Consider the following 25,082-nt stretch of genomic DNA (forward strand, 5'->3'; position numbering starts at 1 on the left):
TCGTTGACGCAAATCCGAAAAACGCTTTTAATGCGCCCCGTTGCCCAGATAGCTCAGTCGGTAGAGCAGGGGATTGAAAATCCCCGTGTCGGCGGTTCGATTCCGTCTCTGGGCACCACTAATACCGAAAAGCCCCAAGCGAAGTGATTCCTTGGGGTTTTTTATTGCCTGCGATTTGGTGCTCGCCAGGTCGTCACCTTCGCCGGCCAGGCCGGCGCCTACCAGGGTTCATGGATGAAAAGGCTTGTGATGACGGCGCTTGCGCTGGTGTGCCTGAACGGTTGCGTCGGCTTCAAGTCCGCCTCGCCCCAGACCCGCGTCGAAAAGACCGACACCTACCGCCAGTTGCTCGGCCGTGATATCACCCCGCACATCACCCGCACCGAACGTTCCGAAGCCACCCGGGAATGGTGCGGCATCAGCCTGTGGCTGGTGGTGCTGCCCGTGCCGCTGAAGCTGCCGGTGTGCTCGACCTACACCGAAGCCGCGTTCGGCCACGACAGGTTCGGCGACGAGCGCGTGCTGATGTACACCACCCACAGCGTCGACAAGAACCCCTACCTCAATGCCTGCGGCCCGTTCATGTTCCTGGCGCCGATCATGCACGGCTATGAAGGCAATGCGCTGTGCGGGCGGCTGCCCTAGCGGCACGCCCCTGCTGCACGCGGCGACACAGGCTTGGGTTTGCCGAGGGAGTGAGGTTCAATAGCGCCACGCATCACCTTCTTTCAAGGATTACCCGCAATGGCTTCCAGCAGCAAACAGCAAAAACGCGCCAAGCGCGCCGCCAGCAAGGCCCGCGAGAACCGCATGGTACGCAGCGGCCAGGCGGTCAAGAGCAGCGGCGAGAGCGCCAGCGCCAGCGTCGAGCAGGTGTTCACCAAGGCCATGGAATCGGGCAGCTACACCGCGCTGTTCGAAAAGATGAAACAGGCACAGGACACCGGCCTGGCCTCGATGATTGCCGTGTTCCTGGTCGACCCGCTGCTGGCCCTGGTGCTCAAGGGGCACAAGGAAGAACACTCCACCGACTACATCTGCAAGGTGTTCTGCGCCTACCGCCACTGGCTGGACGGCACCGAAGAGGCCCAAGCGATGCAGTGGCTGGAGAGCGACGAGTTCCAGGACGCCTATGTGCAGGCGTCGGAGATCGTCTCCAAGCAGAAGAAATTCGGTTGAGCAACGACCCGGGCTGCGCCGCAGCCCAGGGCCGGCAAAACCCCCGGATGCTGTGCAACCGGTCAAAAACGGCTTTCCAGCATCGGCCAAAACTGGCACCATCGCGCCTTTTTTCATCACGGCTACGGCCCGTGGAAATGGGGCGCGCGGTCATCCGCGCGACAGTCCGCTGCATCGATGCGACACCCACCTGCCCACAGGCCCTTCGCCCCGCCCGCCGTTGTTGGCTGTCGTTCGAGCGCTATGCTAGCGTTGCGCCTCGCCAGGAAGGCCGACAACAGCAGGCACGCACCAGAACTCAAGAGGACCGCACATGGCCCAGGCCACGCCCGCGCTGGAAATCCGCAACCTGCACAAGCGCTACGGCGCGCAGGAGATTCTCAAGGGCATTTCGCTGACCGCCCGCGACGGCGACGTGATTTCGATCCTGGGGTCGTCCGGTTCCGGCAAGTCCACCTTGCTGCGCTGCATCAACCTGCTGGAAAACCCCCACGAAGGCCAGATCCTGGTCGCCGGTGAAGAGCTCAGGCTCAAGGCCGGCAAGAACGGCGAACTGATCGCCGCCGACAACAGGCAGATCAACCGCCTGCGCAGCGAGATCGGCTTCGTGTTCCAGAACTTCAACCTGTGGCCGCACATGAGCGTGCTCGACAACATCATCGAGGCGCCGCGCCGCGTGCTCGGCCAGAGCAAGGCCGAGGCCATCGAGCACGCCGAGGCGCTGCTGGACAAGGTCGGCATCCACAACAAGCGCCACAGCTACCCGGCCGAACTCTCCGGCGGCCAGCAGCAGCGTGCCGCCATTGCGCGCACCCTGGCGATGAAGCCCAAGGTCATTCTGTTCGACGAGCCCACCTCGGCGCTGGACCCGGAAATGGTCCAGGAAGTGCTCAACGTGATCCGCGCGCTGGCCGAAGAAGGCCGTACCATGCTACTGGTTACCCATGAAATGAGCTTCGCCCGGCAGGTGTCCAGTGAAGTCATCTTCCTGCACCAGGGCCTGGTGGAAGAGCAAGGATCGCCGCAGCAGGTTTTCGAAAACCCGAACTCGGCGCGTTGTAAACAATTCATGTCCAGCAACCGCTAACGGAGCAACACGCATGCAGAACTACAAGAAATTCCTCCTGGCCGCTGCCGCCACCCTGGTGTTCTCGGCCAACGCCATGGCCGCCGAAAAGCTGAAAATGGGCATCGAAGCGGCCTACCCGCCCTTCAACAACAAGGATGCCAGCGGCCAGGTCGTAGGCTTCGACAAGGACATCGGCGACGCCCTGTGCGCCAAGATGAAGGTCGAATGCGAAGTGGTCACCTCCGACTGGGACGGCATCATCCCGGCCCTGAACGCCAAGAAATTCGACTTCCTGATCTCGTCGCTGTCGATCACCGACGAGCGCAAGCAGGCCGTTGACTTCACCGACCCGTACTACTCCAACAAGCAGCAGTTCATCGCCCCGAAAAACGTCGAATTCAAGACCGACCGCGCCTCGCTCAAGGGCAAGACCATCGGCACCCAGCGCGCCACCCAGGCCGCAACCTGGCTGGACGACAACGGCGGCATGGACGGCGACTTCAAGGTCAACCTGTACGACGGCCAGGAAAACGCCTACCTGGACCTGACCTCCGGCCGCCTGGACGCCATCCTGGCCGACAAGTACGCCAACTACGACTGGCTCAAGTCCGATGCCGGCAAGAACTACGAGTTCAAGGGCGACCCGGTCAACGAGAGCGACAAGGTCGGCATTGCCGTGCGCAAGGGTGACACCCAGCTGCGCGACAGGCTGAACGCCGCCCTCAAGGAAATCGTTGCCGACGGCACCTACAAGAAGATCAACGACAAGTACTTCCCTTTCAGCATCTATTGATTCGCCCGACCGGCACCGCCCCTGCGGCGGTGCCCGTCCCTGAACAAGCCTGCCCATGAATATTGATCTCTACGGATTCGGTCCGGCCCTGGCGGCTGGCACCCTGATGACCGTGCAACTGGCGCTGTCGGCCCTGTGCCTGGGGCTGGTGCTGGGGTTGCTCGGCGCCCTGGCCAAGACCTCGCCGTACAAGCCGCTGCAGTGGCTTGGCGGTTTCTACTCGACCCTGGTGCGCGGCGTGCCCGAGCTGCTGTGGGTGTTGCTGATCTACTTCGGCACCGTCAGCCTGATGAGCAAGCTGGGCGACCTCCTGAATATTCCCGGCCTTGAGCTGAGCGCCTTTTCTGCCGGCGTGATCGCTCTGGGCCTGTGCTTCGGTGCCTATGCCACTGAAGTGTTCCGTGGCGCGATCCTGGCCATCCCCAAGGGCCACCGCGAAGCGGGCCTGGCCCTGGGCCTGTCCAAGGCGCGGATCTTCTCGCGGCTGATCCTGCCGCAGATGTGGCGCATCGCCCTGCCCGGCCTGGGCAACCTGTTCATGATCCTGATGAAGGACACCGCGCTGGTGTCGGTGATCGGCCTTGAAGAGATCATGCGCCACTCGCAGGTGGCCGTGACCGTCACCAAGCAGCCGTTCACCTTCTACATGGTGGCGGCAATCATCTACCTGGGCCTGACCATCCTTGCGATGATCGGCATGCACTTCCTGGAAAAACGCGCCGCACGCGGCTTCGCGAGGGCCAACCAATGAACTGGGAAGTGATCATCAAGTGGCTGCCACGCCTGGCCCAGGGCGCGACCCTGACCATGGAGCTGGTGGCCATCGCGGTCATCGCCGGGCTGATCCTGGCCATCCCGCTGGGCATCGCCCGCTCCTCGCGCCACTGGTATGTGCGCGCGCTGCCGTATGGCTACATCTTCTTCTTCCGTGGCACGCCGCTGCTGGTGCAGCTGTTTCTGGTGTACTACGGCATGGCGCAGTTCGAGATCGTGCGCAACAGCGCCCTGTGGCCGTACCTGCGCGATCCGTTCTGGTGCACCGTGCTGACCATGACCCTGCACACCGCCGCCTACATCGCCGAGATCCTGCGGGGCGCGCTGCAGGCCATCCCGCGCGGGGAGATCGAGGCGGCGCGGGCGCTGGGCATGTCCCGGGCCAAGGCGCTGTTCTACATCATGCTGCCGCGCGCGGCGCGCATCGGCCTGCCGGCCTACAGCAACGAAGTGATCCTGATGCTCAAGGCCAGCGCCCTGGCCAGCACCGTGACCCTGCTGGAACTGACCGGCATGGCACGCACGATCATCGCGCGCACCTACCTGCCGGTGGAGATCTTCTTTGCCGCCGGCCTGTTCTACCTGCTGATCTCGTTCCTGCTGGTGCAGGGCTTCAAGGTGCTCGAGCGCTGGTTGCGGGTCGATGCCTGCCAGGGCCGCTGAGGTACTGCAGGGCGAGCCACTGCATAGCCGCTTCCAGGCCCTGAACAGCTTTTTGCTGAAGCACCAGGGCCTGTGGCGGCCGCGGCCGTTTACCCAGCTGCACCTGCCGTGGGAGCGCGAGCACCCCGCCCTGAGCCACTGGCTGCGCCAGCGGCCGCTGAGCGAGGCCGACACCCCGCCTGAACATGCCCCCGCACCTTATCCACAGCTGGCCGCCCAGTGCCAGGCGCTGTCGGCGGTGGGCGAGTTATCCACAATCGAGCTGGCCACTGCCAACCCGCGCCTGAACGTGGACGTGCCAGGGCGCAAATGGCAGCAGATCGAGGCCTTTGCCGGGCGCCTTGATTTTGCCCGCCAGCCCACGCACTGGCTGGACTGGTGTGCGGGCAAGGGGCACCTGGGCCGGCGCCTGCTGGGCCCGGCGCAGCAACTGACCTGCCTGGAATACGACCCCGCGCTGGTGTTGGCCGGCGAACAGCTCAGCCAGCACCATCACCTGCCTGCGGAGCATCGCCTGCAGGACGTGATGGCCGCCGATGCTGCCACCCAGCTGGGCAGCCAGCACACCGCCGTTGCGCTGCATGCCTGCGGCGACCTGCACGTGCGCCTGATGCAACTGGCCAGCGCTGGCGGCTGCCGTCAGCTGGCGATTGCGCCGTGCTGCTACAACCGTATCAGCGCAGCGCACTACCAAGCGTTATCCACCGCCGCGCAGGCTTCGACGTTGAGCCTGTCGGTCGACGACCTGGGCCTGCCGCTGAGCGAAACCGTCACCGCCGGCAACCGCGTGCGCCGCCAGCGTGACGCGTCGATGGCGCGGCGCCTGGGCTTCGACCTGCTGCAACGCGAGGTTCGCGGCTGCGACAGCTACCTGCCCACCCCTTCGCTGCCCAGCCACTGGCTGCACAAGCCCTTCGCGCAGTACTGCCAGGAACTGGCCGAACTCAAGGGGCTGCAGGTGACGGGTGCGCCCGATTGGGCGGCACTGGAACAGGCTGGCTGGGCGCGACTGGCCCGGGTACGCAACCTTGAACAGGTGCGCAACCTGTTCCGCCGCCCGCTGGAGCTATGGCTGGTGTTGGATCGCGCACTGTACCTGGGCGAACAGGGCTTCAAGGTGCGCCTTGGCAGCTTCTGCCCCTACCCTCTCACGCCTCGGAATCTGATGCTTTTGGCAGAGCGCGGTTGACGTGCAAACCTGTGGATAAGTCTGTGCGCAACATTTTGATGAATCGCTGAAAAAGCCGCCCGACAAGGGCTGGCGACAGCTGGTCATTTTTTGTTCACCTTCTAAACCTGAGCAAAAACAGCCATTTGCGCAAAGACGAACGGGCTGGCCACTGGCGATGCACTACGCGCCGAGTTGGCATGCAGCTTGTGCATAAGCATTTTCGCGAATGGCTCTAAGGGCTGCGATCAGTCCAGTTTCAGCAGGCCCATGCCGCCCAGCAGAAGCAGCAGGCCAAGCCAGCCGCGGCCGGCCAGGCGCTGACCGAACAGGGCCCAGCCCATGGCCACGGTGGCAAGAATGCCGAAGCCGCCCCAGATGGCGTAGGCCATCGACAGGGGGATGTCCTTGACCGCCTGGGCCAGCGCCGTGAAGGCAGCCAGCACGCAGACGATCGACGCCGCCGCGACCCAGCGCTTGCGCAGGCCGTCGGAGTACTTGAGCAGCAGGTTGGCGAGCACTTCGAGCACGATGGCCAGTGCCAGCCAGGCAAAGGGGATCACTTGCAGGCTCAGCATGGCAGGGCCTCCCCGGTGGTTTCACGGCGGGCGCTGCGGGTACCGGACTTGATCAGCAGGATACCCGCGATCATCACGCCCAGGCCTAGGGCCTTGAGCAGGCCGATGCTTTCACCCAGCCAGGTGACGCTGACCACGGTGATCAGCACGATGCCGATGCCTTCCCACAGGGCGTAGGCCACACCCAGCGGCACGCGCTTCACGGCGAGCGCGAGAAAGCCGTAGGACAGGCCGATCATGGCGTACATGAGGGCGTGACCGAGAATCGGCGAATGATCGGCGGCGAATTTCATCGACGTGGTGCCGATCACTTCGGCCACGATAGCGATGAACAGATAGATCCAGGCACGCATGGTGCCCTCCCATGGGCATTACAAAAAACGCGAGGGGCTGACGGGGGCGTCAGCAAAAAAGCCGGGGTTTGGGAGGGTGGCGCTAGAGGTCGCCGGTCCAGTGACGTTCACGGGAAACCAGGCGGGAGGTGAGGAGCGGCAACGCTTGAGTGTTCAACATAATGCACAACAAATTAGCTGGGAGCATTGTGTAAGTCAAATCGATAGAGAATGACTAATGAATTTTGCTGCGGATTGTTCGTTATTTGGTGAAAGCCCCTGAAAGGTGGCTGCAAGGCCCGTAAATTATAATTCCCAAATCCGGCGTAGCCTGTAAGGCCCAATCGCGGGTCAAGCCCGCTCCCACAAGGTTGGCGGCGACCCCTGTGGGAGCGGGCCTGACCCGCGAAGGCCGCAACGCTGACCCCCTGCGAGTCAAATCGCCACACCACCTCATCTCACACCAATTAATTATTGTACTGCGATAATTTTTGCTCAATAATCCGCCCCGTTCAAACCAGACCAAGGAAAAACCATGAACAGCAAAACAGTGGCCTACGCACGCTCGCGTCTGCGTGCAATCGGTGCCTTTGCGGCGTTGCTGGCGTGGGGTACGGCGCTGGCCGAATTTGGCTGCAATGCCTGGTTCTGGCTTTTCGACCGGCACGACGTGCTGGCCGCCTACCTGCAAAGCTTCGCCGACCAGATGCCCCTGCTGGTGGCGCCGGGCTTCCAGCCCAGCGTCCTGGCCCAGGCACTGGTCATCACCCTGGACATGATCCCGGCCAGCCTGTCGGTACTGGCCCTGTACCTCACCGGCCTGTTCTTCATCCGCCTGTCACGCGGGCAGACGTGGACGGCCTCCAACATCAAGCTGCTGTGGTGGGTGGGCCTGCTGTGCATCGGCCTGCCGTTGCTGTGGCCGGTGATCGCCACCTTGCAGGGCCTGGCCTTCTGCATCGACCTGCCGCCAGGCGAAAGGAGCTTCAGCGTGGGGATCGGTGTATCATCCGCGGCGGTTTACGAGATCATGAAGGGCATATTGCTGTGTGCCTTCTCCCTCCTCATGCGTGACGCCAAGACCATCAGCGATGAACACAACTGTTATGTCTAGCCTAGCCCCATGCCGATAATCATCAGGCTCGACGTCGTGATGGCCCGGAACAAGATCCGTTCCAAGGACCTGGCCGAGATTATTGGCATTACCGAAGCTAACTTATCGTTGCTGAAGAACGGCAAGATCAAGGGTTTCAAGATCGAGACCCTGGAGAAGCTGTGTCGCGCGCTGAAGTGCCAGCCGGGAGACCTGCTGGAATTCAGCGAGGACTGAACAAGGAACACCCTCTCGTGAGCATCATCATTCACTGGCGCGCAGCGCTGCTGCTGGCCGCCGGCCTGCTGGGCGGCTGCGGGCCGAGCTACACCTATCGCTATTCGCCACCGCCGAGCCAGCACGGCATGCAGTGCATCAGCGCGTGCTCGCAGCAGCGCAACTACTGCGGGCAACTGGCACGCATGCAGGACAACGCCAACCAGGCCCTGTACCAGTCCGAGATGCGCAGTTACCAGTACTGCCAGCAGGGCAAGAGCAAGAAGGATGCGCGGCGCAGTTGCTACTACCCGAGCTACCCCTACAGCGCGGGGCTGTCGAGTGATTGCGGGCGCGAGTACGACCAGTGCTACCAGGGTTGTGGCGGCACGATTCACCGGATATTGAACAAGGACTGACGGCTTGCGGGCCGCATGATGCAATCGGGAAAACACATATGACCATGAACACCTTCAACACCATCGCCCTGGTGGCCTTTGCCCTGCTGTTGGGTGGCTGTGCCGGCGGGCACGCCAGCCGCGGCGACAGCCTTGCGGGCTGGGACATGCCGCAGATGCAGGTGCTGGGCGACAACGGCCTGCCGGCGCAGCCGCATCGCTACGTGAAATGCGGCAAGCGTGGCTGCCATGAACAGAAGCCGATGCTGTTCGACCCGGCCAAGGCCGAACCGACGGCCGAAAGCCTGCATCGCGGGTGGTAGTAGAAGGGCTGCAGGCCACGTGAACCGTGGCCTTGCGCAAGATTGAGCGGAAGTAGTTTACAGAACCAAACCGATCGCTATAATAGCGCCCCTATGCCGGTATAGCTCAGTTGGTAGAGCAACTGACTTGTAATCAGTAGGTCCCGGGTTCGACTCCTGGTGCCGGCACCATCACAAGGTTGCAGAGACAGTTTTCAGTGTTTCTGAAACCCCCGAAAAACCCGCCTTTTGGCGGGTTTTTTCGTTTTTGGCGTACTGAGTGTGCAGCGGCCCTTCCTACGAAGCTGCAACCACCGACAGCTCGATACGCTGGCCAAGCACTTGCAGTGCATGCTCGACCTGTTCGATCTTGGAGCGGTGCAGCAAATCTACCAACCGATCTACTTGGGGGCGATTCACCCCCAGCCGGCGCGCTAACTCGGTCTTGGTCACCTTCTGCTTGATCATGGTATTCCACAGTGCAGCCTTGGCCGCAGTCAAAGCAGGTAGCCGAACCACAGGCTGGCCAGGTGCAGCTGGAGACGGCAGCGGTATGGCAATGCGCTGATCCACGTAAAAGGAAAGCGCCGACTCCAGGGCATCTACCGCGTCGAAAAGTGCTTCCTCAACCGTATCACCGGCGCTGGACATTTCAGGGACGTCGGCGCAGCTCACCCATGGGCCGCCTTCTTCCTCGTGCACGGTTACTGGATAGTCATACATGGCCTTTGGGCCTCCCATAGGGCTCGACTTCAATCACCGAGGCCCAGGTCTTTGATGATTTTTCTTCTCAGACCTTCGCTGATTTCCTTAGCGCCATGGTCTGGGAATATGGTTTGTCGGTTGCCGAGGTAAACCTTGAAATGGCTTCCCTTCGCAGGAACGAACGTAACGCCATGTGCTCGCAACCATCGTCGAAACTCGCTGTACTTCATGTGCAGTCCCACCATCTCGACACCGCCACACTGCAACAGTTATGTTGCGTAAGCAACAAAAATGTTGCTTCTTCGCACGGCCGAAAAATGGCGATGGTAGCTCAGGCGCTGGCCTGTCCAACCTGCTTAAGGGTGACCAGATATGGCGGTGCGAACGGCGGCAACGGGCTCCGCCAAGCTGACAGCAAGATCCAGGACAAGGCTATCGAGCGCGAGGTAGAGGCCCAGGACAACACCGAGGCCTTCCAGAGCCGCACTAGGACCGTCGACGACCATTCGACCGAGTCAGTGGGTGGAATCAAGAAGATCGAGGCCCTGGGCGCGCTCAAGCTGCTCTCAGGCGGATCCGCGAGCCTGGCGGCCGTGGATGATCTGCACCAGGCCACTGGTCGCGACCTCAACCTGGTGGTGGGGCAGAAGCTCAATGCCACGGTGGGTGGCGACCAGCAGGAGCAGATCCAAGGCCTGCGCAAGAGCGTGGCCGGAGCCAGTCAGCGCCTGCAGGCGCCAAAGACTTGGCTGGGGTCGGACGGGGTAAATGTGCTGCAGTTATTTTGCGACCTACTGGATATCGTCGAACAAATGAACACCAACATGGCCGAACATACCTATGGACCAAGTCCGATACCGAGTAATGCAGGGGAATTCACCGGCGCCGGCGCGATTACGAAGTGGCTCTCGGCCAAGCTGAAACCAATCACTCTATAATCAGAAGTCCAGACAAAAATAGGGGGCCATACGCCCCCTTTTTAACATGATTTTCTGCATACACAAGACAGTAAAAAATCGAGCAATTATTACTTCACCCAATCCTTCATGATCTTGCTATTTTCGCGCATGGAATATATCCACTCATTCCCATTTTTTCTTTTTTTCTCGAAAAGATTCAAATCAACCAAACCATTAAGAACCGAAGCAGCAGTATTGTAAGCACATCCGAGATTCTCTTTAACATTAGTTATCGTGAATTCTTCAGCCACTCCGCTCTTTGCAACATTGAATACAATTTTTTGCTTCTCAGACAGTTTCGGATAAAGACCAGAGCTATATAGAAAAGCGTTAAATTCATCGATAGATTTCACAGTGGCATCGTATGTCGCTTTAAACTTCGCGATTGATCTAGCAATAATCCTGCACTGAGCGTCAAGAAAATATGTCAAGTCCATACCGTCAGTTTCGACATACAGATAACTTCTGCCGTACTTCATTGGTGCAGCCTTCAACAGCGTACTAATGGCGATATACCTGAACGCACCGAAACCTTTTTTGAACATAAACCAATAGAATAGAGACCTAGCCACCCGGCCATTTCCGTCGTGAAAAGGGTGCTCATAGCCAATGGTGAAGTGCAGAATTATGGCCTTTACTAGCGGATGCATGTAGTCCTTACCCAATACATCCGTATGATTCTGATTCACCCAATCGCATATTTTTTTCAACCTGTCTTCCAGGTGTTCAACTGGTGGTGGCTGATGAACAACTTCACCTTCGCCGTCCTCAACTACAACATCATCACTATCTTTAAATTGCCCTGGGAAGTATCTATTATCGTCAATACCTTCCACACCAACTCTGTGCAAACTCTTGATCAAATCTAAAGACAGGTCGTCGTCCCGCTTATCCCAGGCATACTTCATCATTTTGAAGTTACCAAGGATCATTTTTTCGTCAATAGACCGAGGTCCTTTCTTTCTCTTTAGAAGTTCCTTTGCTGCCTTGGTTGTAGTTGCAGCCCCTTCTAACTGACTACTACTGATTGCTTCATCTTCCACTAAATCCTTTAGCAAGTACTGAAGATGTTTCCCTTCGCCAATTTTCGCGCACATCCACTCTAATGCAGCAGTGGTCGTATTCTGGTCGCAGGCTGATATGGCTAAATGCATAGCTGGCGTGTAGAGGAAACGACACTCTTGTGAGGGTTCCCCTAACCGAATGCATGAGGAAGACTGTTGTTTCCTTGCAAACTTTATTGCCGACCACGCCAATGTATGATCAACACCTTTTGGTAGCCTGAACTTTAGCTGGTCGTAATGGAGGTATCTACCTTTCGAGTCGATGGGGTGACCAAGGCCCACGTACACAGAGAGCTGTTCTTTGTGCTGCTCGATGATTTTATTCCACATCTGAGGGTCGTATGCCGGCGGCTTGGATATCAGACTCATTTCAAAATCTCCTTGAACTGAAATGAGATTATCCCACTGCTGCATGCATTTCAATTTTCTTGAAAACTGAAATCGTGGCGGAAATTTCCTCTGAAACGCTGCTCCAGGGACAGAACCACCAAGGTGCTGATACCGAAAACACCTCCTCGCTTAAAAATTCAAGGGAACCAGCGCCTATCTCCCGCCCCGCTTGCCATCTCCAATCACATCTCTTTAGAGCTTTAACCCACCAGCGGTTGCCCCCACTTACCCTCCCGGCTAACCTTCCAGCGCCGCTGCCAAATCATCGGCCGGGCGTAGGAACCCGAATCAGTCAAGGTGCGACAGCGCCTACCAACCAGTGCAGGCGCTTCTTTTGTGTAGTCAAGGAGCTAGCCAATGCAGACTCGCACCCCACACCTCCCCGGAGGTGCCCATGCCTGACCTTCATACCCTCACTACTCCCGGCCTTACGACCTTTGCCGGTCAGGGCGAGCAGGCGTTGTTTCGGGTTAATGCCGGTGTACCGATCAGCGAGGCATTGGCCCACGTTTCCGACCTGTTGCACCTGGCCAAGCGACTGGCCGAGGATGCCACGCAAGAGCGCAATACAGGCCGACATGCCTGGGCTTCGCATTATTTGCAGGAGATGAGTAAGGCTGTGGTCGATGATGTGCTGGTTGCATTGAATGCCTGGGATGGGCGCCCCGAGTAGGCACCCGCCTTCATGCATGAGTGATCCGCTTGTCCAGGTAGTTCTTCCAAACAGGGATACAAATCCGCCCGTTTGGATGCGGCCCGAGCAATGGCCCACTGTTTGCGATGCACAGAAGGGCCTCTTCGCCGGCGAGGCCGGCTCCTACAAAGGACCACGCCGTCGGTAGGAGCCAGCCTTGCTGGCGAATGGCACCCCACGCTAGTGGGCGCTCTGCCCTTCAAGCAACGCCAGAATCCGCGGCCAACCGGCAATGCCTGCCAACGCCAGCGAAGTCTGGCCGTTGCCGTTGGGCAGCAACGGGTCAGCGCCATGACGCAACAGCGCATCCACCACCGTGTAATTGCCCGCCAGCACCTCGCGGTGCAGCATCAGCCATCCCTCGTCATCCGGGTCTCGGGCCACCTGCGGCTGTGCGCTCACGCCCTCCTCGATCTTGTCGCGCATGTTCAAGGCCATCGGGTGCTCGGTGCATTCCAGCACCGCCAGCGTCTGCTGGTCTTGAGCACGGTTCAACGTACGGGAGAGCAGCCAAGGCTGCTGACCTTCTGCAGCCGGGACGACTTCGACCAAACCCGGCTCACCGAAATCCATACCCCAGGCCTCATCGTGCTCCAGGCGCTCGTCTTCGTGCATGGCCGCGCGTATCGCGTCGACGGTGAAGCCGCCGTACACATGGCCCTGGCGCACGTACATCCAGTCGTTCAGCAAGGCCAACGGCAGCGTCACAGGCTCCCACGCCTTGAACGAGGTGGCCCAGCTTGGCTCATTCATCAGCACGCCGGTGATGGACTGCCCATCGAACTCGATCTCGCTCACCCACATGTTCTCGACGCTGGGTACCTCGGGGTCGTCGCTCTCGATGGGGAAGGACATTTTTACAGCCGCCATGTCCAGGCCCTTCACGATCCTGCGCGCCTCCCACGACAGCTCTCGCCAGAAATACTTGAACGTCGCCTGAGCACTGGCCACGGCGGCCTTGAACTCGTCGCTTTCGCCTTCAACACCGTAGATGATCTGTTCGGTCATAGGTAAATCGTTCCATCGCCTGGTTCACTGGAATGCTCAAGCCAGAGCACTTGCGGCCTGTGCCGCCACTTGAAAAACGGGAGCAGGATAACCCGATCCAGCGAACGTGGCAGCCTTGCCCCCAAGCCCCCGTTACGCTAAAAACCTGCACCCTTGGATACCACGCAAAAGGACAGGCCCAATGTTTGAAAACATCACTGTTACCGGCAGCCCGCTGGTGCTGTCCACAGACGCCGAAGTGGACCAGGCACAAGCTGTGTTGGGTACCCGCTTCCCCACTGGCTACCGCGAGTACGTCACGCAGTTCGGCGAAGGCATTCTTGGCGGCGTGTACGTGCGCATCTACCCGCCCCATCAACTGCTGCACGGCGAAAACAGCCAGGCCCAGTGGGTTGAGCGCATCAACCAGTACTGGTTCTGGGACGACGACAAGGAGCTGATGCCCAAGGAAAAGGCCTTGCAGTGCATCATCATTGGCGACACCTACGACGGCGACGAACTCATCATTCACCCCAGCGACCCGGAGCGCATCTATGTGCTGCCGCGTCACAGTGAAGCCGCCCTCGTTGCGGGTAACGGGCTGGTGGAAGCGATCGAATGGCTGTGCAGTTCGAATGTGCTGACCGAAGCGTTCACCGAGCGCGACTTCGAACCGTTCGACAGCCGTGTACAGCCCTGACATGAAACGAATACCCAGGCGCACCTACGCCGGGTATTCGCCCGAACAATGAAATCCCGGTCGTCATCCAGAAAGATCCAACATCCGGCCATGGCTTGACCGGGCCCTGCACTTCGAATCGCGGGTAGCCGATGGTTTTTCAGTTACCCACAAGCATGGCGCTCGAGCGCACGCTCAAGGTCAGCCAATTCAACGCCCGCCCCCTCACCGCACCTCGCGACACGTCCCGCGCAATCAAACCACACCCTTATCCCTTGCCCTGTAAGTTGCCCTGGATACTTGCGCAACATCAGCTCGACCTGCGTATCACTCAACCATGCCGCGCGGTCCAGGGACCAGCGCTGGTCCTGGAACTCGAACAGGCAGGCACCCGACACGGCATCGACAATCCGCGGCGGATACACCCAGTGCGAGTTGCCGGCTTCCCACGGCGCCGCCTCGATACGATAGCGGCCGTCGGGTGAGGTGGATTGGGTTTCAAATTGGGTCATCGGCATCGTGCTCCGTGCATGATCGGAAAGTCTGTCACAACAGGGGCTGAACAGGTCGGCCCCTGTCGCTTCCTCTACGCAGTGGCCTTGCGATTGCCCATGCCGTCGAGCACCGCATCCACCAGCACCTTGGCTAATTCCGTCGAATGCAACGAGACCCACAGCAGAACTTTGCTGGTGGAGTCCTCGGGGTGCAAACAGGCTTTCTGGAGGGTGTCGAAGATGCCTCTGAGCAACAGCGAGGCATGCATCAGGGCGTCTTCTTCGGGTATGTCTGCGCGTACCAGGAAGAATGGCGAGTGGCCGATACAAGGATCAACGCTGGGCTCACCCAGCAGAGCAGCCGGCGGATCAGGAACGATTTTTTTCATGGCGATCACTTTTTGTAGAGTGAAGCTGCCACTGCTCGCGACCAAGCAAGTTGGGTGGCAGCTGTACGCGAGTTGGTCGACCGGGACAAAAAGATCAAAACCCGGCAGGCACGAGGCCTCCCGCGTACAACCGCCATAGGCGGCGCCGAAGCGTGATTTTTTGTCAACGGGCGACCAAACCCGGTCGCTGATGCTCAGCGACCGCAGGAGCCTAACGGCCTGCCTGAACCCCAGCAAGGCGCACCGCCCACGCAAAATCTGTCCGCATATTACAGTCCTTCAGACGTGTCTGGCCAAGCGTGTGTAAACGCAGCCCTGCGCCGCAGTGGACGGCCTCTTCGCCGGCAATGCCGGCTCCTGCAGGGTGGCACCCACAAACGTACAAGCCAGCCGCAGGCCAGCCGTTTAACGTCACCTGCACACCACCTACCCACACTCGCAGGGGACACAATGGAAATCTTTCTCTACGCCTTCAGCGTGATGTACAGCCCCGGCCCGGTGAACGTGATGGGCCTGAACGCCGGCCTTACAGGCCAGTTCCGCCGTACCGCAGGCTTCTTCGTCGGCGTGGGCGGCGCAATGTTCGTGCTGTTCATCCTGTTCGGCTACACCGGCGAAGCCATCATCTCCAAGGCCGCGCTGCCCTACCTCGCCCTGGCCGGCGGGCTCTACACCAGCTACCTGGCCTTCAAGGTCTACACCGCCAGGGTCCAGCTCACCCAATCGTCCGATGCCCCCGCCAAGGCGCTGACCTTCTGGAACGGCTTTCTGATCCAGGCCCTCAACCCCAAGGGCATGATGGTGGTGCTGCCGATCACCAGCGTGATGTTCCCCGCCGCGCACCTCAGCGGCGCCAGCATCGCCGCCGTGTCGGCGCTGATAGCCCTGGGCGCTGCCGGCGCGCCGGGCCTCTACGCCTTGCTGGGCGCCGTGCTGGGCAAGCGCATCAGCAAAGAGGTGTACTTCAACCTGTTCAACCGCCTGATGGGCATCGCCCTGGCCGTGTGCGCCGCCTTCATGTTCCATGATTTCTACATTCACATTCAGGCAAACGCCGGCACGCTGTAACCTGTGTTGTCGCCGGCCTGACTCTATCGCTCGAAAGGTGAGCAGAATGCTCGATCTACCGTCACCGCAAGACTGGGTGAAACACGCCCCGCCGTCCCCCAGGGTCGAACGCCTGGAGGCCTTCTTCAGCGCCCACGGTTTCGACCCGCACCGCCACGATACCTATGCCATCGGCCGCACCCTGGCCGGGGTGCAGAGCTTCAGCTACCGCGGCGCCAGCCGGCACAGCCTGCCTGGGGAGATCCTGGTGCTGCACCCGGACGAGGTGCACGACGGGCATGCGGGCTCGGCGTCGGGGTTTCGCTATCGCATGCTCTACCTCACCCCGGCGCTGGTGCAGGAGGTGCTCGGGGGCCAGCCGTTGCCGTTTCTCAAGGGCGGCATCTCCCGCGACCCGCGCCTGGCGGCCGCCACCCACGCGATGCTCGCGAGCATGGACGACAGGCTAGACCCGCTCGAAGAGGACGACGCGCTGCTGGGCCTGGTAAGCGCGCTGCAGGCCGTGTGCGGGCGCCCGGCATCAAGGCAGGCCCACGACTACGCCGCCGCCCGTCGTGCCCGCGAGTACATGGATGACAGCCTGGAGCAGCCCATCACCCTGGATGACCTGGCCGCCTGCGCCAACCGCGACCGCTGGAGCCTGTCCAAGGACTTTCGCGCCTACTTCGGCACCAGCCCCCACCGCTACCTGACCCTGCGCCGCCTCGACCGCTTCAAGGCCTCGGTGTTCGCCGGTCAGTGCCTGGCGGACGCAGCCGTAGAGGCCGGTTTCTTCGACCAGAGCCATATGTCCAGGCACTTCAAGAACGCCTACGGCATCACCCCCTCGCGCTGGTGCAAACCCCTGCTCGGGCGCCTTGATTGAGTTTGCGCACTGGCGGGCGGTGGGGTCGCCGACCTTGATATCCCCACCCCCATCCGTTATAGATAAAAAGGAAACCATAACGAAAAGAGGCCATTCCAGCCCCCCATGAACGAGATCACACGCATCTTTCGCCCTTCAGGCCCCCATTTTGCGCCCTGCGCTGATGGCTACGGGCCGAACACCGTCACCCCTTCCCCGCTCTCGACCCTGTTCCACGCACTGTCGATTCCGCCAGGCAACATCCTGCTGGCCCAGATGCGCAAGCGTCCCGTCCCTCCACCTGCACCGTAGCGCCTGAATTCCACCACCCTCGGCTTTTGCCGCTCGGGGTTGGGGAGCCTTTGCATTTTTTCAGCGTTCAACTGTTCAGGAATCTCTATGACTCTTCGTGTAGCCATCATCGGTGCCGGCCCGTCCGGCCTTGCGCAACTGCGTGCCTTCCAATCCGCCCATGCCCAGGGCGCCCCCATGCCCGAAATCGTCTGCTTCGAAAAGCAGGCCGACTGGGGCGGCATGTGGAACTACACCTGGCGCACCGGCCTCGACCAGCACGGCGAACCGGTGCACGGCAGCATGTACCGCTACCTGTGGTCCAACGGCCCCAAGGAATGCCTTGAATTCGCCGACTACAGCTTCGACGAACACTTCGGCCGGCCGATCTCCTCGTACCCGCCGCGCGAAGTGCTGTGGGACTACATCCAGGGCCGCGTGAAAAAGGCCGGGGTGCGCGACTACATCCGCTTCAACACCGCGGTCAAGAACGTCAGCTTCGATGAAACCACCCGCGAGTTCACCGTCAGCGCCTACGACTACAGCGCCGGGCAGGGCATCGAGCAGGTGTTCGATTACGTGGTGGTCGCCAGCGGGCACTTCTCTACGCCGCACGTGCCGGAATTCGAAGGGTTCGAGCGCTTCGCCGGGCGCATCCTGCACGCCCACGACTTTCGCGAGGCGATGGAGTTCAAGGGCCAGGACCTGCTCATCGTCGGCAGCAGCTACTCGGCCGAAGACATCGGCTCGCAGTGCTACAAGTACGGCGCGCGCTCGATCACCACGGCCTACCGCACCCAGCCGATGGGCTACAAATGGCCCAAGGGCTGGGAGGAGCGCCCGCAGCTGGTGCGTGTCGAGGGCAACCTGGCGTTCTTCGCCGACGGCTCGAACAAGCGCGTGGATGCGATCATCCTGTGCACCGGCTACCAGCATCACTTCCCGTTCCTGCCCGACGAACTGACCCTCAAGACCAACAACCGCCTGTGGCCAACCGGCCTGTACCAGGGCGTGGTGTGGGAGCAGAACCCGCAACTGATCTACCTGGGCATGCAGGACCTGTGGTACAGCTTCAACCTGTTCGACGCCCAGGCCTGGTTCGCCCGCGACTACATGCTGGGGCGCATCAAGTTGCCGGCCAAGGCCGACATGCAGGCCGACAGTGCCAGCTGGCGCGCCGATGAAGAGGCCCTGGACACCACCGCCTCGATGTACGAATTCCAGGGCCGCTACATCAAGCACCTGATCGCGCAGACCGACTACCCCAGCTTCGATATCGATGCCGTGAACCGCATCTTCCTCAAGTGGAAGAGCGACAAGAAGAGCGACATCATGGGCTATCGCGACAAGTCGTACCGTTCGGTGATCACCGGCACGGCAGCGGTGCCGCACCATACGCGGTGGCTGAAGGCGATGGACGATTCGCTGGAGGAGTACCTGCGCGAAACGGACGGCAAGAAGGGCGAAGTGAAGGCACTGCGCGGGTAGCCCCGCCCACGCCCGAAACCGGTGCCCCCACAAGACCGGCCCTTGCCGGCGCGGCCTCTACTGCGGGCACTGGTAACCGGTTTGCCCCCGCTGCAGGCCGATGACCTCGCGATGCACCTGGCTGGGCCCGTAGTCGGCATTCCAGCCACGGCGTTCGGCCACCGGCTGCGGCGCATAGCCGTCCTTGCAGGCCAGCAGGTTGAGCATCACGTTCGCCTCGCCCATCAGCGGCTCCAGCTTGAGGGTGCGCCTGGGCGCCAGTTGTACCCTCCCCTGCGCGTCGCTGCGGGCCACCACCACCCCTGCATCAAGAATGCTCACCCCGGCCAGTGGCTGCCGGGTGTGCTGATCGACGACCGTGGCGTCGAGCCCGTCGTGCACGATCACCGAGCGCGGCATGCAGCCTTGCAGCAGCAACAGCGCGGGCAAAGCGGTGTACCTCCACCAGCGGAATCGGACTGTCATGGCAAGCTCCTGCAAGGCCTGAAACACGGCAGTCTACTTGCGCGACCGGATTTGTGCAGAAGCGTCGAGATCGACACGCAGGTGCCTTTCCGTCGCCCGTGGCGCTCACGTATCATCCGCCCCCTGCCCCGGCCCACATGGACGTCCGATGACCCCCGCCGCCCGCCTGTTCACCCTGCTGGCTTCCAGCACCCTGCTTGCCCTTGCCCTGCACACTCCGGCCGCCGTCGCCGCCGGCTTCGATTGCAGCAAGGCACGCACCCTCATTGAAAAGTCGGTGTGCGACACGCCAACGCTGTCGGCCAAGGACGACCAGCTCAACGCGCTGTACAAGCCACTGATGACCCGGCGCATCTATCGCGAACTGGAAACCCGTTGGGTAAACGAGGTGCGCGACCGCTGCCAGACCGCCACCTGCCTTGAGCGCGCCTACGACCTGCAGATCCGCAACCTGACCGCGCTGCCGCCACCGCCCGTGCCCGGCCTGCGCGACGCGGTGCCGCTGCCCCAGGGCAGCGCCTACCGTACCCTGCAAGACGAGCCGTGGCCGCGCTTTGCGCTGGCGGCTATCCCGGACATGTACCCCGATTCGCTGGCCCAGCTGATCGATGTGGGCATCAAGGACGGCGTGCTGTACGCGCTGCTCTACGTGGCAAATTCGTCCGACGGCCCCGGCTACAACCAGGACAACTGGTCGGTGCAGCCGTCTTCGGGCGTGCTGCTCGAATACGCCGACAACCGCCCCGGCCTGCATGTGATCGACCGCGACGTGCGCTTTGCCGGCTGGCGCATCAGCGAGCTGATGGACCAGGGTGAACGCTATGCCGGCATCCAGGACGGCGCGTTCTACTACCGCCAGCGCACCGAGGGCGAGCTGCAGCAGGCCATGGTCTACACCCTGGGCAGCCGCCAGCCGCCGCAGGCCACCACCACGGTGTTCCACGCCCAGTCGCGCACGCTGCGCTTTGCCAAGGCAAGGGTGCTGGGCAACATGAACGACGAGAACAGCGACCTGCGCCTGAACTACGAACACGCCCTGCCGCGCCCCGCCAGCGAAACCGTGCTCGACCCCGAGAGCGGCGGCTGGAGCCTGTCCAACCTGGCCTGGAGCGAGCGCCGCCAGGTGCTGTACTTCGAGAACAGCGGCGCCATGGCCTGCATCTGGCGGGTCGACCTGAGCGGCAAGGTGCTGTCCAAGATCGTGCCCGAACACACGGCCGGGCAACCGCTGGCGGTGGAGCTCGACGGCCGTGAAGCGATCGTGTACGTCGAACACGACCAGTTGATGTTCGCCCTGTCGCCCGACCTGTAAGGACACCCCCATGCATACCGTGACCCGCCTGCTCACCCTGCCCGCCTTGCTGGCCCTGGCCCTGCACGCACCGGTGGCCTCGGCCGCCGGTTTCGATTGCAGCAGGGCCAACACGATTCTGGAAACCGCGATTTGCAACACGCCCTCGCTGTCGGCCAAGGACGACCAGCTGAATGCGCTGTACACCCCGCTCAAGGCGCAGAAGATATTCCGCGAGCTGGAAACCGACTGGCTGAAAAACGTGCGCAACCAGTGCAAGACCCCCGAGTGCCTGGAGAGCGCCTACGACCGCCAGATCCGCCGGCTGACCGCCGTGCCGGCACCGGCGCCGGTTGCCTCCGACAGCCTCGCACCGCTGCCAAAGGGCGAGGTGTACGCAAAGGTCGAGGACGCGCCGTGGCAGCGCTTTGCCTTGGCCCCGTTCATCGGCATGAACGAGGAATCGGTGGCGCAACTGATCGATGTGACCGTCAAGGACGGCGTGCTGCACGCGTTCGTGTACGTCTCCGGCGACCCTGACGGGCCCACCTACGTGCAGGACAAACACGTGACGCTGGCCACCTCCGGTACCCTGCTCGAATACGCCGACAATCACCCCGGCTGGCATGTGATCGCGCGCAACGTGCGCTTTGCCGGCTGGTCCCACAGCGGCTTCAACGACCAGCGCGAGCGCTACGCCGGGGTGCAGGACGGCGCGTTCTACTACCGCCAGCGCAGCAACGGCGAGCTGGAGCAGTCGATGGTGTATGCCGTGGGCAGCCAGCAGCAGCCGCAACCGACCACCCAGGGCTATCACGCCGGCTCCAACACCGTGCGCTTTGCCAAGGCGCGTGTGCTCGAAGACCTCAACGTGGCCAACGACCAGTTGCGCCTGGCCTACGAAAGCGACGGCAACTCGCGCGGCTACGAGAGCGTGATGGCGCCCGACTCCAGTGGCTGGAGCCTGGTCAACCCGACCTGGAGCGAACACCGCCCGGTGCTGTACTTCGACAACAGTGGCGGCATGGCCTGCGTCTGGCGGGTCGACCTGGTGAACAAGGTGCTGTCCAAGGTCGTGCCCGAGCACGAGGCGGTGTCGGCCCGCCCGGTGGACATCAATGGCCGCGAAGCGCTGGTGTATGTGCAGGAGAACCAGCTGATGTTCGCCATCGCCCCGGATCAGTAACCCTGTGGCAACGCTCGGGCCCGCCAGCGCCCGAGCAGCCGGCCCACGCTCACCAGCCAGTTGAGCAGCGCCACGCACAGCACGCTGAGCAGCAGTGCATGCGGGCCGCCCTGCACGATCAGGGTGCCGGCCAGCAGCGGGAAGCCGAACACGCCGATGAAGTACCCCAGGCTGAACAGCAGCAGTGCCTGCGGCGTGTAGCCGGTGGGCGCTTCGTTGGCCGCCAGGCCGTTGATCACCGAATAGTTGAGCCCGTAACCCACCCCCAGCAACGCCGCCGCCAGCAGGTAGCTGAGGGCGTCCTGCACCCACCAGCCCAGTGCGATGACGGCCAGCACCATCAGCCCGGTCAGCAGGCACGAGGTGCGGTAGGCGTCATGCCGCACCACCCAGCCGGCGATCAGCAGCCGGCAGCCGATGGCGGCAAGCATGAAGCCGACGAAGAACAGCGAATAGTCCAGCCCGCGACTGGCCGCGTAGGTGGTCTGAAAGCTGCCCAGCCCGCCGAACACCGCGCCGCCCAGGCCCACCATCAGGATCGGCCAGCGCGCCGATGAGCGCAGCACCTGGATGCCGGCGTGGCGGCTGATGCGGGCGCTGGCCGCCTGTGCCGGGTGCTGGCGGGCCAGCCAGGCGAAGACCAGCATACCCACAGCGGCGGCCAGGGCGGCGGTGTAGAACGCGGTTTCCAGTGGCAGGTGCAGCAGCGAGGCGAGCTTGCCGGCCAGCGGGCCGGAGCCGATGCCGCTCATCATGCTGCCTGACAGCAGCGCGAAGCAGTGGGTGCGCCGGGCCGGCTCGACCAGCGCGGCAACCAGGATCGGGCCCAGGGTGTAGAACGCGCCCCAGCCCAGGCCCAGCAGCAGGCCGCACAGCCACAGGCTGAAGTCGACGCCAGGTACCAGGGCAAAGCCCAGGCAGGCGCCGATCAGGCACAGCGCCGACTGCGCGATGGCGCGGGCGGTGCCGAGCCAGTCGGCGAGATGGCCGCTGCCGAGCACGGCGATCACGGTGCTGAGCATGGCGATGGCGATGATGCTGCCGGCGTCCTGTTCGTTGCCACCTCGGGAAGTGACCAGCAGCGAGAGCAGAAAGGTCGAGCCGTAGGACAGCGACAGCAGGTAGCTGGCCAGGCACAGCAGGCCGAAATGCGGGGTGGTTGTTTTTGTCATGGTGGGTCCGCCGATGGGTATGGCTGTTTTAGCATGGGGATTGGCGGTGGCAGTTGTGGATGTACCGGAGTTGGGATCTGCAGCGGCTGGACAAACGCCTTCGCCGGCAACGCCGGCTCCTACAGGGTCAGCGCGGCCCTGTAGGAGCCGGCGTTGCCGGCGAAGAGGCCCGCCAGCCCACCCGCCCGATCAACATGAACACCGCCTGAAACCCCAGAATCAGCACCACGCACCCGGTCCAACCCCACTGCTGCCACAGCACCGCCGGCAACAGCGCGCCGGCACTCCCGCCCAGGTAATAGCAGGTCAGGTAGCGCCCGATCGCCCCGGCCTTGTTCGCGCCGGCCGTGGTCGCAATGAAGGTGTTGGCCGCCGCCTGCGCCAGGAACACCCCGGTCGAGCTCAACGCCAGCCCCAGCACGATAACCCACAGCGTGGGCACAAGCGTCAGGCCGATGCCCACCGCGCCGACAACGCCCGCCACCATCAGCAGGTGCAACGGCGGGCGAGCCCTGGCCAGGCGGCCGGCAATCGGCGTGACCACCAGCGCCAGCAGAAACACCGCATAGATCGACCCCAGCGCCGCCGCCCCCAGCCCGAACGGCGCCCGGCTCAGGTGCAGCCCCGCATAGGTGAACGACGCCACCTGCGAAAACAGCACGCAGAACCCCACCGCGCACGCCGACCACAATGGCCAGCCAAACCGTGGTGGCGCACTGGCCCTGCGCCTGCTCGCCGGCACCGGTTCGAGCACCAGCAACCAGCGAATCCCCAGCCCCATCAGCAGCACCACCAGCGCCAGCACTTCGAACGCTTCGCGCCAGCCCCAGTACTCGGTCACCCACGCCACCACGAAGCGCCCGGCAAAGCCGCCCAGGATGGTGCCGGTCACGTACAGGCTGGTGACCTCGGTCACGCTCGCGCCCTGCCATCGCTCACCAATCAGCGCCACGCTGCAGGCGAAGATCACCGGTATCAGCAAGCCCTGCACCGCCCGCCACAGCAGCAGCTCGGCAAAGCTGCCCACCGTGGCCATCAGCAGCACCGGGGTGGCCAGCAGCAACGCCGCCATCACGATCAGCGTCACCGGCGACCAGCGCCGCGCCAGCCAGCCGACCCAGGGCGCAGTCAACGCCACCATCAGGGTGGTGATGGTCAGGCTCCAGCTCACCTGGCCAATGTCCACGGCAAACTGCCGGGCCAGTTGCGCGAGGATGCCCTGGGTGGCGTACAAGGGGAGGAACGCCGCGCAGCCGCACAACAACATCGCGACCCGCGCAGCCGAAGAAGGCGCCTGCATGGCAAAACTCGTTAAAGTGTGTGGCGCCCTTTATACGGCGCCCCACTCGCCCCGGGCCAATACCGATTTCGGACCGATCGATACCTCAAGGTGCACCATGCTCGACCTCCGCAAACTGCGCTATTTCCTGGCCGTGGCCCAGGCCCTGCATTTCGGCCGCGCCGCCCAGGCCCTGCACCTGGCCCAACCCGCGCTGACCCGGCAGATCTCGGCGCTGGAAGCCCAGCTGGGGTTCAGCCTGTTCGAGCGCAGCAGCCGCAACGTCAGCCTCACCGTGCAGGGCCAGGCCTTCGTACCCTATGCACGCAACGTGATCGAGCAACTGGCGCTGGCCGAAACCATGGCCGCCAGGCTCGCCAGCGGCATGGCCGGCCACCTGAGCCTGGGCTATGCCAGCTCCGTAGCCCTGAGCGACCGCTTTACCCAGGCCATCCAGCGCTTCGCCCAGGCCTTCCCCGAGGTGCAGTTGAACCTGATCGAACAGGCGTCGATGAACCAGTGGGCGCAGCTGCGCGACGGCACCCTGGACATCGGCCTGAGCCGCCTGCCGCCCCCCGCCGAGCACAACCTGCACACCGACACCCTGGAGCACGAACCCCTGCTGCTGGCGCTGCCGGTCAGCGACCCGCTCAGTGAACAGGCACAGGTCAGCCTGGCGCAGTTGCAGCAGCGCCCGGTGATCCTCTACCCCGAGCAGCACGGCACCGGGCTCAACCTGGCCATCGAGACCCTGTTCGCCAACGCCGGCCTGCCGTTGCACCGCGGCCCCAGCGGCCAGCAGACCACCACCATCATCGCCCTGGTCGCCGCCGGCCAGGGCGTGGCGGTGGTGCCGGCCTGCACCAGCGCGCTGGAACGCAAGGGCGTGTGCTACCGCCCGCTCAGCGATGCCGATGCACACATCGCGCTGCATGCAATCAGCCGCCGGCACGGCCGTTCGCGGGCGGCCGAGGCGTTCCTGGCGATCATCAATCAGCCGGGCCCATGAGCCCCGGCGCCTGGCAAGCACGGCGCGGATAAAACTGTTTTACCGAAACCACGGGTTTTCCGC

Annotated in this window: 31 protein-coding genes and 2 tRNA genes; 22 read left to right on the forward strand and 11 right to left on the reverse strand. The window is 62.5% G+C overall.

The genetic code is table 11. The annotated features are described in order from the left end of the window. Nucleotides 1–42: 42 nt before the first annotated feature. The 8 genes from NJH59_RS05725 to NJH59_RS05760 all read left to right on the forward strand — a co-directional run bounded on the left by NJH59_RS05725 (nucleotide 43) and on the right by NJH59_RS05760 (nucleotide 5,667). A tRNA-Phe gene (locus NJH59_RS05725) sits at nucleotides 43–118 on the forward strand. A gap of 116 nt (nucleotides 119–234) precedes the next feature. Further along, a complete protein-coding gene (locus NJH59_RS05730; RefSeq protein ID WP_054915790.1) occupies nucleotides 235–645 on the forward strand; it encodes a hypothetical protein in 411 nt (136 codons plus the stop codon). Between the two features lie 99 nt (nucleotides 646–744). Continuing rightward, complete coding sequence (locus NJH59_RS05735; protein WP_043862216.1) at nucleotides 745–1,179, forward strand: hypothetical protein; 435 nt, start codon at nucleotides 745–747, stop codon at nucleotides 1,177–1,179. Nucleotides 1,180–1,492: 313 nt separating this feature from the next. Continuing rightward, nucleotides 1,493–2,266 (forward strand): ABC transporter ATP-binding protein, encoded by a 774-nt coding sequence (locus tag NJH59_RS05740; RefSeq protein WP_088514664.1) that lies wholly within the window; start codon nucleotides 1,493–1,495, stop codon nucleotides 2,264–2,266. A 13-nt stretch (nucleotides 2,267–2,279) separates the two neighbouring features. After that, on the forward strand, nucleotides 2,280–3,041 hold the full coding sequence (locus NJH59_RS05745) for an ABC transporter substrate-binding protein (RefSeq protein ID WP_253086500.1): 762 nt from the start codon (nucleotides 2,280–2,282) through the stop codon (nucleotides 3,039–3,041). 55 nt (nucleotides 3,042–3,096) lie between these two features. After that, a complete protein-coding gene (locus NJH59_RS05750; protein WP_054915792.1) occupies nucleotides 3,097–3,792 on the forward strand; it encodes an ABC transporter permease in 696 nt (231 codons plus the stop codon). Next, nucleotides 3,789–4,478: an ABC transporter permease gene (locus NJH59_RS05755; protein ID WP_253086501.1), complete on the forward strand. Its 690-nt coding sequence runs from the start codon at nucleotides 3,789–3,791 to the stop codon at nucleotides 4,476–4,478. The genes NJH59_RS05750 and NJH59_RS05755 overlap by 4 nt, the downstream gene beginning before the upstream one ends. Further along, nucleotides 4,459–5,667 (forward strand): methyltransferase, encoded by a 1,209-nt coding sequence (locus NJH59_RS05760; RefSeq protein WP_253086502.1) that lies wholly within the window; start codon nucleotides 4,459–4,461, stop codon nucleotides 5,665–5,667. Before NJH59_RS05755 ends, NJH59_RS05760 begins: the two co-directional genes overlap by 20 nt. 227 nt (nucleotides 5,668–5,894) lie before the next feature. Here NJH59_RS05760 and mdtI read toward each other — a convergent pair whose 3' ends face one another. After that, a complete protein-coding gene (mdtI, locus tag NJH59_RS05765) occupies nucleotides 5,895–6,224 on the reverse strand; it encodes a multidrug/spermidine efflux SMR transporter subunit MdtI (protein ID WP_253086503.1) in 330 nt (109 codons plus the stop codon). Beyond that, the gene (locus NJH59_RS05770; protein WP_253086504.1) at nucleotides 6,218–6,577 is read right to left on the reverse strand and encodes an SMR family transporter; all 360 of its coding nucleotides are present in this window, start codon (nucleotides 6,575–6,577) and stop codon (nucleotides 6,218–6,220) included. The genes mdtI and NJH59_RS05770 overlap by 7 nt, the downstream gene beginning before the upstream one ends. Nucleotides 6,578–7,091: 514 nt before the next feature. Here NJH59_RS05770 and NJH59_RS05775 point away from each other — a divergent pair. The 5 genes from NJH59_RS05775 (at nucleotide 7,092) to NJH59_RS05795 (ending at nucleotide 8,757) form a co-directional block, all read left to right on the forward strand. Next, a complete protein-coding gene (locus NJH59_RS05775; protein ID WP_043862224.1) occupies nucleotides 7,092–7,670 on the forward strand; it encodes a hypothetical protein in 579 nt (192 codons plus the stop codon). 9 nt (nucleotides 7,671–7,679) lie between these two features. Continuing rightward, entirely contained in the window at nucleotides 7,680–7,886 is a 207-nt protein-coding gene (locus tag NJH59_RS05780) for a helix-turn-helix transcriptional regulator (protein WP_043862225.1), read from the forward strand. 17 nt (nucleotides 7,887–7,903) lie between these two features. Then, nucleotides 7,904–8,284 carry a hypothetical protein gene (locus NJH59_RS05785; protein ID WP_058541659.1) on the forward strand — a complete coding sequence of 127 codons (381 nt, stop codon included), beginning with the start codon at nucleotides 7,904–7,906 and terminating at the stop codon, nucleotides 8,282–8,284. Nucleotides 8,285–8,322: 38 nt separating this feature from the next. Further along, entirely contained in the window at nucleotides 8,323–8,586 is a 264-nt protein-coding gene (locus NJH59_RS05790) for a hypothetical protein (RefSeq protein WP_054915796.1), read from the forward strand. A 95-nt stretch (nucleotides 8,587–8,681) separates the two neighbouring features. Continuing rightward, a tRNA-Thr gene (locus NJH59_RS05795) sits at nucleotides 8,682–8,757 on the forward strand. Between the two features lie 105 nt (nucleotides 8,758–8,862). Here NJH59_RS05795 and NJH59_RS05800 read toward each other — a convergent pair. After that, entirely contained in the window at nucleotides 8,863–9,288 is a 426-nt protein-coding gene (locus NJH59_RS05800; protein ID WP_253086505.1) for a type II toxin-antitoxin system HicB family antitoxin, read from the reverse strand. 29 nt (nucleotides 9,289–9,317) lie between these two features. Further along, nucleotides 9,318–9,500: a type II toxin-antitoxin system HicA family toxin gene (locus tag NJH59_RS05805; RefSeq protein WP_213606734.1), complete on the reverse strand. Its 183-nt coding sequence runs from the start codon at nucleotides 9,498–9,500 to the stop codon at nucleotides 9,318–9,320. Here NJH59_RS05805 and NJH59_RS05810 point away from each other — a divergent pair. Further along, a complete protein-coding gene (locus NJH59_RS05810; protein ID WP_253086506.1) occupies nucleotides 9,462–10,208 on the forward strand; it encodes a hypothetical protein in 747 nt (248 codons plus the stop codon). The genes NJH59_RS05805 and NJH59_RS05810 overlap by 39 nt on opposite strands. 89 nt (nucleotides 10,209–10,297) lie before the next feature. Here NJH59_RS05810 and NJH59_RS05815 read toward each other — a convergent pair whose 3' ends face one another. Continuing rightward, on the reverse strand, nucleotides 10,298–11,662 hold the full coding sequence (locus NJH59_RS05815) for a Fic family protein (RefSeq protein WP_253086507.1): 1,365 nt from the start codon (nucleotides 11,660–11,662) through the stop codon (nucleotides 10,298–10,300). A gap of 415 nt (nucleotides 11,663–12,077) precedes the next feature. Here NJH59_RS05815 and NJH59_RS05820 point away from each other — a divergent pair, with 415 nt between their 5' ends. Then, nucleotides 12,078–12,356, forward strand: coding sequence for a DUF3077 domain-containing protein (locus tag NJH59_RS05820; protein ID WP_253086508.1), 279 nt, complete (start codon nucleotides 12,078–12,080; stop codon nucleotides 12,354–12,356). Nucleotides 12,357–12,557: 201 nt separating this feature from the next. Here NJH59_RS05820 and NJH59_RS05825 read toward each other — a convergent pair whose 3' ends face one another. Continuing rightward, nucleotides 12,558–13,385 carry a DUF2314 domain-containing protein gene (locus NJH59_RS05825; RefSeq protein ID WP_196932873.1) on the reverse strand — a complete coding sequence of 276 codons (828 nt, stop codon included), beginning with the start codon at nucleotides 13,383–13,385 and terminating at the stop codon, nucleotides 12,558–12,560. 181 nt (nucleotides 13,386–13,566) lie between these two features. On the opposite strand from NJH59_RS05825, the gene NJH59_RS05830 reads away from it, so the two are divergent. Next, nucleotides 13,567–14,064: an SMI1/KNR4 family protein gene (locus NJH59_RS05830; protein WP_043859806.1), complete on the forward strand. Its 498-nt coding sequence runs from the start codon at nucleotides 13,567–13,569 to the stop codon at nucleotides 14,062–14,064. A gap of 143 nt (nucleotides 14,065–14,207) precedes the next feature. On the opposite strand, the gene NJH59_RS05835 is transcribed toward NJH59_RS05830, so the two are convergent. Further along, the gene (locus tag NJH59_RS05835; RefSeq protein ID WP_253086509.1) at nucleotides 14,208–14,555 is read right to left on the reverse strand and encodes a hypothetical protein; all 348 of its coding nucleotides are present in this window, start codon (nucleotides 14,553–14,555) and stop codon (nucleotides 14,208–14,210) included. A gap of 74 nt (nucleotides 14,556–14,629) precedes the next feature. Continuing rightward, nucleotides 14,630–14,926: a DUF3077 domain-containing protein gene (locus NJH59_RS05840; protein WP_253086510.1), complete on the reverse strand. Its 297-nt coding sequence runs from the start codon at nucleotides 14,924–14,926 to the stop codon at nucleotides 14,630–14,632. 450 nt (nucleotides 14,927–15,376) lie between these two features. Between NJH59_RS05840 and NJH59_RS05845 the strand changes: the two genes are divergently transcribed. From NJH59_RS05845 to NJH59_RS05855, 3 genes are all read left to right on the forward strand, one after another. Then, nucleotides 15,377–15,994, forward strand: coding sequence for a LysE family transporter (locus NJH59_RS05845; RefSeq protein ID WP_043859804.1), 618 nt, complete (start codon nucleotides 15,377–15,379; stop codon nucleotides 15,992–15,994). 46 nt (nucleotides 15,995–16,040) lie between these two features. After that, a complete protein-coding gene (locus NJH59_RS05850; RefSeq protein WP_054915940.1) occupies nucleotides 16,041–16,859 on the forward strand; it encodes an AraC family transcriptional regulator in 819 nt (272 codons plus the stop codon). Nucleotides 16,860–17,237: 378 nt separating this feature from the next. Beyond that, nucleotides 17,238–18,617, forward strand: coding sequence for an NAD(P)-binding domain-containing protein (locus NJH59_RS05855; protein WP_100632945.1), 1,380 nt, complete (start codon nucleotides 17,238–17,240; stop codon nucleotides 18,615–18,617). Between the two features lie 57 nt (nucleotides 18,618–18,674). Here the strand turns inward: NJH59_RS05855 and NJH59_RS05860 are convergent, their stop codons facing one another. Next, a complete protein-coding gene (locus tag NJH59_RS05860) occupies nucleotides 18,675–19,082 on the reverse strand; it encodes a hypothetical protein (RefSeq protein ID WP_253086511.1) in 408 nt (135 codons plus the stop codon). Between the two features lie 148 nt (nucleotides 19,083–19,230). Between NJH59_RS05860 and NJH59_RS05865 the strand changes: the two genes are divergently transcribed. Further along, nucleotides 19,231–20,394 (forward strand): lysozyme inhibitor LprI family protein, encoded by a 1,164-nt coding sequence (locus NJH59_RS05865; RefSeq protein ID WP_043861668.1) that lies wholly within the window; start codon nucleotides 19,231–19,233, stop codon nucleotides 20,392–20,394. A gap of 10 nt (nucleotides 20,395–20,404) precedes the next feature. Further along, nucleotides 20,405–21,559, forward strand: a complete 1,155-nt coding sequence (locus tag NJH59_RS05870) for a lysozyme inhibitor LprI family protein (RefSeq protein ID WP_253086512.1) — start codon at nucleotides 20,405–20,407, stop codon at nucleotides 21,557–21,559. On the opposite strand, the gene NJH59_RS05875 is transcribed toward NJH59_RS05870, so the two are convergent. Next, entirely contained in the window at nucleotides 21,553–22,731 is a 1,179-nt protein-coding gene (locus NJH59_RS05875; RefSeq protein ID WP_043861666.1) for an MFS transporter, read from the reverse strand. The two genes, NJH59_RS05870 and NJH59_RS05875, sit on opposite strands and share 7 nt — an antisense overlap. A 127-nt stretch (nucleotides 22,732–22,858) precedes the next feature. Continuing rightward, nucleotides 22,859–24,031 carry an MFS transporter gene (locus NJH59_RS05880; RefSeq protein WP_253086513.1) on the reverse strand — a complete coding sequence of 391 codons (1,173 nt, stop codon included), beginning with the start codon at nucleotides 24,029–24,031 and terminating at the stop codon, nucleotides 22,859–22,861. 97 nt (nucleotides 24,032–24,128) lie between these two features. On the opposite strand from NJH59_RS05880, the gene NJH59_RS05885 reads away from it, so the two are divergent. Beyond that, entirely contained in the window at nucleotides 24,129–25,019 is an 891-nt protein-coding gene (locus NJH59_RS05885) for a LysR family transcriptional regulator (RefSeq protein ID WP_088514127.1), read from the forward strand. Nucleotides 25,020–25,082: the final 63 nt, after the last annotated feature.

Origin of the sequence: Pseudomonas sp. VE 267-6A (genome assembly GCF_024126555.1) — a bacterium.
Taxonomy (GTDB): Bacteria; Pseudomonadota; Gammaproteobacteria; order Pseudomonadales; family Pseudomonadaceae; genus Aquipseudomonas; species Aquipseudomonas palmensis.

Bases quoted from the DNA above. Each gene is read 5' to 3' on its own strand.
- NJH59_RS05730 (WP_054915790.1), top strand. From the start codon at position 235: ATGAAAAGGCTTGTGATGACGGCGCTTGCGCTGGTGTGCCTGAACGGT.
- NJH59_RS05735 (WP_043862216.1), top strand. From the start codon at position 745: ATGGCTTCCAGCAGCAAACAGCAAAAACGCGCCAAGCGCGCCGCCAGC.
- NJH59_RS05740 (WP_088514664.1), top strand. From the start codon at position 1,493: ATGGCCCAGGCCACGCCCGCGCTGGAAATCCGCAACCTGCACAAGCGC.
- NJH59_RS05745 (WP_253086500.1), top strand. From the start codon at position 2,280: ATGCAGAACTACAAGAAATTCCTCCTGGCCGCTGCCGCCACCCTGGTG.
- NJH59_RS05750 (WP_054915792.1), top strand. From the start codon at position 3,097: ATGAATATTGATCTCTACGGATTCGGTCCGGCCCTGGCGGCTGGCACC.
- NJH59_RS05755 (WP_253086501.1), top strand. From the start codon at position 3,789: ATGAACTGGGAAGTGATCATCAAGTGGCTGCCACGCCTGGCCCAGGGC.
- NJH59_RS05760 (WP_253086502.1), top strand. From the start codon at position 4,459: ATGCCTGCCAGGGCCGCTGAGGTACTGCAGGGCGAGCCACTGCATAGC.
- mdtI (WP_253086503.1), bottom strand. From the start codon at position 6,224: ATGCTGAGCCTGCAAGTGATCCCCTTTGCCTGGCTGGCACTGGCCATC.
- NJH59_RS05770 (WP_253086504.1), bottom strand. From the start codon at position 6,577: ATGCGTGCCTGGATCTATCTGTTCATCGCTATCGTGGCCGAAGTGATC.
- NJH59_RS05775 (WP_043862224.1), top strand. From the start codon at position 7,092: ATGAACAGCAAAACAGTGGCCTACGCACGCTCGCGTCTGCGTGCAATC.
- NJH59_RS05780 (WP_043862225.1), top strand. From the start codon at position 7,680: ATGCCGATAATCATCAGGCTCGACGTCGTGATGGCCCGGAACAAGATC.
- NJH59_RS05790 (WP_054915796.1), top strand. From the start codon at position 8,323: ATGACCATGAACACCTTCAACACCATCGCCCTGGTGGCCTTTGCCCTG.
- NJH59_RS05800 (WP_253086505.1), bottom strand. From the start codon at position 9,288: ATGTATGACTATCCAGTAACCGTGCACGAGGAAGAAGGCGGCCCATGG.
- NJH59_RS05810 (WP_253086506.1), top strand. From the start codon at position 9,462: ATGTGCTCGCAACCATCGTCGAAACTCGCTGTACTTCATGTGCAGTCC.
- NJH59_RS05805 (WP_213606734.1), bottom strand. From the start codon at position 9,500: ATGAAGTACAGCGAGTTTCGACGATGGTTGCGAGCACATGGCGTTACG.
- NJH59_RS05815 (WP_253086507.1), bottom strand. From the start codon at position 11,662: ATGAGTCTGATATCCAAGCCGCCGGCATACGACCCTCAGATGTGGAAT.
- NJH59_RS05820 (WP_253086508.1), top strand. From the start codon at position 12,078: ATGCCTGACCTTCATACCCTCACTACTCCCGGCCTTACGACCTTTGCC.
- NJH59_RS05825 (WP_196932873.1), bottom strand. From the start codon at position 13,385: ATGACCGAACAGATCATCTACGGTGTTGAAGGCGAAAGCGACGAGTTC.
- NJH59_RS05830 (WP_043859806.1), top strand. From the start codon at position 13,567: ATGTTTGAAAACATCACTGTTACCGGCAGCCCGCTGGTGCTGTCCACA.
- NJH59_RS05835 (WP_253086509.1), bottom strand. From the start codon at position 14,555: ATGACCCAATTTGAAACCCAATCCACCTCACCCGACGGCCGCTATCGT.
- NJH59_RS05840 (WP_253086510.1), bottom strand. From the start codon at position 14,926: ATGAAAAAAATCGTTCCTGATCCGCCGGCTGCTCTGCTGGGTGAGCCC.
- NJH59_RS05845 (WP_043859804.1), top strand. From the start codon at position 15,377: ATGGAAATCTTTCTCTACGCCTTCAGCGTGATGTACAGCCCCGGCCCG.
- NJH59_RS05850 (WP_054915940.1), top strand. From the start codon at position 16,041: ATGCTCGATCTACCGTCACCGCAAGACTGGGTGAAACACGCCCCGCCG.
- NJH59_RS05855 (WP_100632945.1), top strand. From the start codon at position 17,238: ATGACTCTTCGTGTAGCCATCATCGGTGCCGGCCCGTCCGGCCTTGCG.
- NJH59_RS05860 (WP_253086511.1), bottom strand. From the start codon at position 19,082: ATGACAGTCCGATTCCGCTGGTGGAGGTACACCGCTTTGCCCGCGCTG.
- NJH59_RS05865 (WP_043861668.1), top strand. From the start codon at position 19,231: ATGACCCCCGCCGCCCGCCTGTTCACCCTGCTGGCTTCCAGCACCCTG.
- NJH59_RS05870 (WP_253086512.1), top strand. From the start codon at position 20,405: ATGCATACCGTGACCCGCCTGCTCACCCTGCCCGCCTTGCTGGCCCTG.
- NJH59_RS05875 (WP_043861666.1), bottom strand. From the start codon at position 22,731: ATGACAAAAACAACCACCCCGCATTTCGGCCTGCTGTGCCTGGCCAGC.
- NJH59_RS05880 (WP_253086513.1), bottom strand. From the start codon at position 24,031: ATGCAGGCGCCTTCTTCGGCTGCGCGGGTCGCGATGTTGTTGTGCGGC.
- NJH59_RS05885 (WP_088514127.1), top strand. From the start codon at position 24,129: ATGCTCGACCTCCGCAAACTGCGCTATTTCCTGGCCGTGGCCCAGGCC.